At 72.1% G+C, this 7130-nt stretch carries 1 protein-coding gene; it reads right to left on the reverse strand.

The window, feature by feature from the left end; genetic code table 11:
• Positions 1–7085 (reverse strand): SDR family NAD(P)-dependent oxidoreductase (locus AB0J21_RS33490; protein ID WP_363149951.1); only part of this gene is annotated, 7085 nt, incomplete at its 3' end.
• Positions 7086–7130: the final 45 nt, after the last annotated feature.

Raw genomic sequence — 7130 nt, forward strand, 5'->3', positions numbered from 1 at the left:
GTACCGTGCGCCTCGACCGCGTCCACCTCAGCCGCCGCGACCCCGGCGCTCTCCAACGCCGCCCGAATCACCCGCTGCTGCGAAGGACCGTTCGGTGCGGACAGGCCGTTACTCGCGCCGTCCTGGTTCAGGGCGGAGCCCCGGACCACGGCAAGTACCGGGTGTCCGTTGCGCCGTGCGTCGGACAGTCGTTCCAGCAGCAGCATGCCGACGCCCTCGGCCCAGCCGGTGCCGTCCGCGGCAGCCGCGAAGGGCTTGCAGCGTCCGTCCGGGGCGAGGCCCCGCTGCCGACTGAACTCGACGAAGGCACCCGGGCTCGCCATGACCGTCGCTCCACCCGCCAGGGCCATCGAGCACTCGCCCTGCCGCAGTGCGTGGGACGCCCAGTGCAGCGCCACCAGCGAGGACGAGCACGCGGTGTCCACCGTCACCGCGGGACCCTCGAAACCGAACGTGTAGGAGATACGGCCCGAGGCCACGCTTCCCGCGTTGCCCGTCATCAGGTAGCCCTCCGAGGCCTCCCCGGCCTGCTGCACCACGTCCCCGTAGTCGTGGTACGTGAGTCCGCAGAACACGCCGGTCTGGCTTCCGCGGACGGAGGCCGGGTCGATCCCGGCCCGCTCCAATGCCTCCCAGGACGTCTCCAGCAGCAGTCGCTGCTGCGGGTCCATCGCCAGCGCCTCACGCGGCGAGATCCCGAAGAACGCCGGATCGAACTCCCCCGCCTCGTACAGGAACCCGCCCTCACGGGCATACGCGGTGCCCTTGTGATCGGGGTCCGGGTGATAGAGCGCCTCCAGATCCCAGCCACGGTCGGTGGGCAGGCCGGACACCGCGTCCCCGTCGCTGACCAGCAGCTGCCACAGGTCTTCGGGGGTACGGACGTCGCCCGGGAAGCGGCAGGCCATTCCGACGATGGCGATCAGGTCGTCGTCGGTGGCTCCCCGCGCCGGCACGGCCTCCAGGTGCGAACCGGCGGTGGGCCGCTCGCTGTTCTCTTGGTCCGGCCCCATCATCTCGCCGAGAATGTGGCGGGCCGCGGCAGCCGGGGTGGGGTAGTCGAAGACGAGCGTGGCCGAGAACCGGAGACCGGTCGCGGCGTTCAGCCGGTTACGCAGTTCCACCGCGGTGAGCGAGTCAAAGCCGAGGTCCTTGAACGCGCGCCCCACGGCGATCGTGTCCGCTTCCTTGTGGCCCAGGACGGCCGCCACGCTGTCCGTCACCAGCTCAAGCACGGCCTCTTCCCGCTCCGCCGGCGCGAGGCCGGAGAGCCGCCGCTGGAGAGCCGGGGTGCCGCTGTCGTCGGCCGCCTCGACCACCCGGCGGGCCGGGGTCCCGATGAGCCGCCGCAGGATCGCGGGTACGGTCCCGGGTCGTGCGTGTTGCCGCAGTACCGCGACATCCATCCGGGTCGGCACGAGGAGGGAGTCCTCCATGGTGGCCGCGAGGTCGAACAGGGCCAGACCTTCCTCGGCGGGCAACGGGGACATCCCGAACCGGGCCATGCGGGCCATGTCGACCTCGCCCAGGTGGCCGGTCATGTCACTGCGCTCGGCCCAGAAACCCCAGGCCAGCGAGACCGCGGGAAGGCCAAGTGCCCGGCGGTGCGCCGCCAGGGCGTCCAGAAACATGTTGGCCGCCGCGTAGTTGCCCTGGCCCGCGGCGCCGAAGGTCGCGGCCGCCGAGGAGAACAGTACGAACGCGGTGAGTCCCATCCCCGCGGTCAACTCGTGAAGGTGCAGGGCGGCGTCGGTCTTGGGGCGCAGTACCGCGTCGAGCCGTTCAGGCGTCAGCGACTCCACCAGACCGTCGTCCAGCACACCCGCCGCGTGCACCACTCCGCGCAGCGGACGGTCGTCGGGAACGCGGGCCAGCAGACCGGCCAGCGCCTCGCGGTCCGCCACGTCGCACGTCTCGAACACCACGCTGGCGCCGTGTTCGGCCAGGTCGTGCTCAAGCTCCGCCGCTCCTGGTACGTCCCTGCCCCGGCGGGAGGCCAGTACCACGCTGCGGACCCCGTGGGCGGTCACGAGGTGTTTCGCCACCAGACGTCCCAGCACACCGCTGGCGCCGGTGATCAGCACGGACCCCTCGGGGTCCCACACGGTGGCCGATCCGGGCGTCTTCAGCTGCCCCGGCACGACCGCGGGTCCCGAGGAACCCTCGTCAGCGATGTTCGCGACGGCGGGGTCCGGGAGAGGAGAGGGCACCAGGGAAGCGGGTGCCGTCGCCCTGACGAGGCGCGGGACGTACACCCGGCCCTCCCGTACGGCGATCTGCGGCTCGTCACCGGCGAGTACCGCCTCCAGCACCCCGGCGGGCACCCCCTCCCCGTCCAGATCCACCAGCACGAACCGGCCGGGGTGTTCCGCCTGGGCCGACCGCACCAGACCCCACACCGCGGCCGCCGCCAAGTCCTCCACACCCTCACCGGAAACAGCCGCCACCGCTCCCCGCGTCACCACCACCAACCGGGACCCGGCCAGACGCTCCTCCGCCAGCCACCCCTGCAACAACCCCAGCACCCGCCGCACACCCGACCGCACACCCGCCGGATCCACCCCACCACCAGCACCCTCAGCACCGGCGGAGAAGAAGGGTGCCAGGACGACTCCGGGCACGCCCTCACCCGACGGGTCACCGGGGGCCAGCACCTCGGGTACGCCGTCGTGGGATACGACGTTCGCGTCGGTGCGGCCGGTGCCGTCGTGCAGGAGAGCGCGAAGCGCCGTGGCGCCGGGTCCGACAGCCGTCCAGCGGGGACCGCCGTCAGCGGTGTCCCGGGGGGCGGAGGGCAGATCCGTCCACTCCACCCGGAACAGCGACTTCTGCGGAATCAGGCCGTGACCGGCCACGTCGTCCGCCGTCACCGCCCTGGCCGTCACCGCGTCGGCTTCGGCCACGACCCGGCCCGCTTCGTCGGTCAGCAGCAGCGAGACGCCCTCCGGAGCCGCCGGCGTAAGACGCACGCGCAGCGTGGTCGCACCGGTGGCGTACAGGGACACATTGGTCCACTGGTGCGGAAGCACCGCCGAGTCGGCATCCGCGACCGACAGGCTGCCCGCCGCGTGCAGGGAGGCATCCAGCAGCGCCGGGTGCACACCGAAACCGCCGGCGTCCGCGCGCTGGGCCTCGTCCAGGGCCACCTCGGCGAAGACCTCCTGACCCTTGCGCCAGGCTCGGCGCAGTCCGCGGAGGGCGGGGCCGTACACCACGCCGCCATTCGTCTCGGCGTCCGCGTACAGCCGCTCCACGTCGATCGGCTCGGCGTCCGCCGGCGGCCACTCGCGGAGACGGGGCGTCTCCGGCGCCGCCGGCATGCCCGCCGCGAAGAGACCGGTGGCGTGCCGGGCCCAGGCGGCGTCCGACGCGCCGTCCTCGATCCGCGAGTAGATCTCCACCGTCCGGTGCCCGGAATCATCCGCTCCACCGACGACGACCTGAAGCTGGACCGCTCCGGTGTCGGGGAGCACGAGCGGCGTCGACGGCGTCAGGTCCTCCAGCCGGCCGCAGCCGACCGCGTCGCCCGCCCGCAGCGCCAACTCCACGAACACGGAGGCCGGCAGCATCGGCCTGCCGAACGGCGCGTGATCGGCGAGCCAGGGATGCGTCCGCAGCGAAAGCCGACCCGTCAGCAGCGCACCGCCGGTCGCCGGAAGGGTGACGGCCGCGCCCAGCAGGGGATGATCGGCGGCCGAGAGCCCGGCGGAGCTGACGTCACCCCGCACGGCGGCGGACGGTTCGATCCAGTAGCGCTGGTGCTGGAAGGCGTACGTGGGCAACTCGACGCGGCGCGCGCCCGTCCCCTCGAACAGGGTGGCCCAGTCGACGGCCGCGCCACCGACGAAGGCTTCGGCGGCCGAGGTGAGGAAGCGCTCCAGACCGCCCTCGCCCCGGCGCAGAGAACCCACCGCCGTCACTGCGGTGTCATGGGCCTCGGCGGTCTGCTCGACGCCCATCGTGAGGACCGGGTGAGCGCTTGACTCCACGAACAGCCGGAACCCGTCGGCCAGCAGCGCGTCCACCGTCTCCGCGAAACGCACCGTCTGCCGCAGATTGCGATACCAGTAGCCCGCATCCAGACCTGACGTGTCCAGCACTCCGCCGGTCACCGTCGAGTAGAACGGCACCGACGCCGTACGCGGGGAGACATCCGCCAACTCCCGCGCAAGGACAGCCTCGATCTCCTCGACGTGCGCGCAGTGCGAGGCGTAGTCCACCGCGATCCGCCGCGCCCGTACCCCGTCCGCCTCGCAGGCATCGAGCAGTTCGTCCAGGGCGTCCGCGTCACCGGACACCACCACCACGCCGGGACCGTTCACGGCGGCCAGCGAGACCCGGCCCTCCCAGCGCGCCAGGAGGTCACCGACGGCCGCCTCGCCCAGGGAGACCGAGACCATCCCGCCCCGGCCGGACAGAACCTTGAGCGCCTTACTCCGCAGCGCGACCACCCGCGCCCCGTCCTGCAACGACAAGGCACCCGCCACACACGCGGCCGCGATCTCACCCTGCGAGTGACCCACCACGGCAGCCGGTACGACACCCACCGACCGCCACACCTCGGCCAACGACACCATCACAGCCCACAACACCGGCTGCACCACATCGACTTCACCCAGCCACGCCTCGTCCTGGGAAGCGTCACGCAGAATCTCGGTCAACGACCAGTCCACGAACGGAGCCAACGCCGCACCGCACTCCGCCACCCGGCCGGCGAACACCGCCGACGACTCCAGCAGTTCCGCCGCCATACCCAGCCACTGCGAACCCTGACCCGGGAACACGAACGCCACTCGGCCATCCGCACCTGCCGCGACACCCCGGACGAGCCCCGGCGCCTCCTCACCCTGCGCCAGGGCGGTCAGCCGCTCCACCAGACCCTCACGGTCGCTGCCCAGAACCACGGCCCTGTGCTCGAACACGGACCGTGCCGTTGCCAGGGAGTACCCGACGTCCGGCACCGTCGACGCCGGCCGTCCCTCCGCGAAGGACCGCAGCCGCTCGGCCTGCGCCCGCAACGCCGCCTCGGACTTGCCCGACACCACCCACGGGACCATGACCGGTCGCGCCACCGCCTGCGCCGGCTCCACCTCGGCGCCGGGGCCGAAGCCCGGACCTGAATGCTCGGCGGAAAGCGCGGCCGGCGCCTGCTCAAGGATCACGTGCGCGTTCGTACCGCTCACCCCGAACGAAGAGACCCCCGCCCTGCGGGGCCGCCCGGCCTCGGGCCACGGCGTGGACCCCGTCAGCAGCCGCAGTGCGCCGGAGGACCAGTCGACGTGCGACGTGGGCTCATCCACGTTCGGCATCGCGGGCAGTACGCCGTGCCGCATCGCCAGGACCATCTTGATGATTCCGGCCACTCCGGCAGCGGCCTGGGTGTGCCCGATGTTCGACTTGATCGAACCCAGCCACAACGGCTGATCCTCCGGACGGTCCTGCCCGTAGGTGGCCAGCAGCGCCTGCGCCTCGATCGGGTCCCCCAGCCGGGTACCCGTACCGTGCGCCTCGACCGCGTCCACCTCAGCCGCCGAAAGCCCCGCGCTCTCCAACGCCGCCCTGATCACCCGCTGCTGCGAAGGACCGTTCGGCGCCGTCAGACCATTACTCGCACCATCCTGATTGACCGCCGAACCCCGCACCACCGCCAGCACCTGATGCCCGTGGCGCCGGGCGTCCGACAACCGCTCCAGCAGGAGCAGACCGACACCCTCACCCCACCCCGTACCGTCCGCGGCAGCCGCGAACGGCTTGCACCGGCCGTCCGCGGCCAGCCCACGCTGCCGGCTGAACTCGATGAAGCCGCGCGGAGACACCATCAGCGAGACGCCGCCCACGATCGCGCGGCTGCATTCGCCCTGGCGCAGCGACTGTGCGGCCAGGTGCAGGGCCACCAGGGACGAGGAGCACGCGGTGTCCACGGTGACCGCCGGGCCTTCGAGGCCGAAGGTGTAGGAGATGCGGCCCGAGACGACACTGGCCGCGTTACCGGTGGCGACGTACCCCTCGGAGACCTCGGGCGCCTTGTCCGCGAGGGAGACGTACTCCTGGCCGTTCGTGCCGATGAACACGCCCGTACGGCTGCCCCGCACGGACTCGGGGTCGATGCCGGCCCGCTCCCAGAGTTCCCAGGCGGTCTCCAGGAGGAGTCGCTGCTGCGGGTCCATCGCCAGCGCCTCACGCGGCGAGATCCCGAAGAACTCGGCATCGAATCCGCTGACCTCGGCGAGGAAGGCGCCTTCGCGCACGTAGCTCTTCCCGGTCGCGTCGGGATCGGCGTCGTACAGGCCGTCGAGGTCCCACCCACGGTCAGCCGGGAAGTCGGACACGGCGTCCTCGCCCGCGGAGAGCAGGTCCCACAGCTCCTCGGCGGACCCGGCGCCTCCGGGGAAGCGGCAGCTCATCGCCACGACGGCCATGGGGTCGTCGTCAGCGGCCGTGCCCGGGAGCGAGGCGTCGGCTGCGCCCTCGCTGTCCTCACTGTTCTCGCGCGAGCCGAGCAGTTCGGTGAGCAGGTACTCGGCGAGTGCGGCCGGCGTGGGGTAGTCGAAGACCAGTGTTGCCGAGAGCCGCATGTCGGTGGCTTCGGTGAGCCTGTTGCGCAGATTCACCGCGGTCAGTGAGTCGAAGCCGATCTCCGTGAACGCGCGGCCCGGCGCGATCGCCTCGGCTCCGGTGTGGCCGAGGACGGCGGCGACATGGGCGCGTACGAGTTCGAGCACGACCCGTTGCCGTTCGGCCGGCGGCAGTCCTTCCAGCTTGCGCACCAGGGCGGAGGCCCCTTGGACGGGGGCGTCTTCCGCGGCCCCCTCCTCCGCGGCTGCCAGCTGGCCGGCTTCCAGTATCCCGCCGAGCATGCGGGACAACTGCCGGGCTTCGAAGGTGCTGGCGAAGCGCTTCCAGTCGGCGTCGACGACCGCGACTGCCGTGTCGTCCAGGGCGAGTGCCCGCTCCAGAGCGCTCACCGCCAGTTCCGGGTCCATCGGGAGCATGCCGGTACGCCGGAGCGTGCGGCCCACTTCGGCGCTGCTGACCGCCATGCCGTCGTCGGCCCAGGGCCCCCACGCGATCGACGTCGCCGGCAAACCCTCACTACGCCGCAACTCCGCCAACGCATCCAGATACGCGTT

This window comes from Streptomyces sp. NPDC049954 (genome assembly GCF_040656295.1).
Taxonomy (GTDB): Bacteria; Actinomycetota; Actinomycetes; order Streptomycetales; family Streptomycetaceae; genus Streptomyces.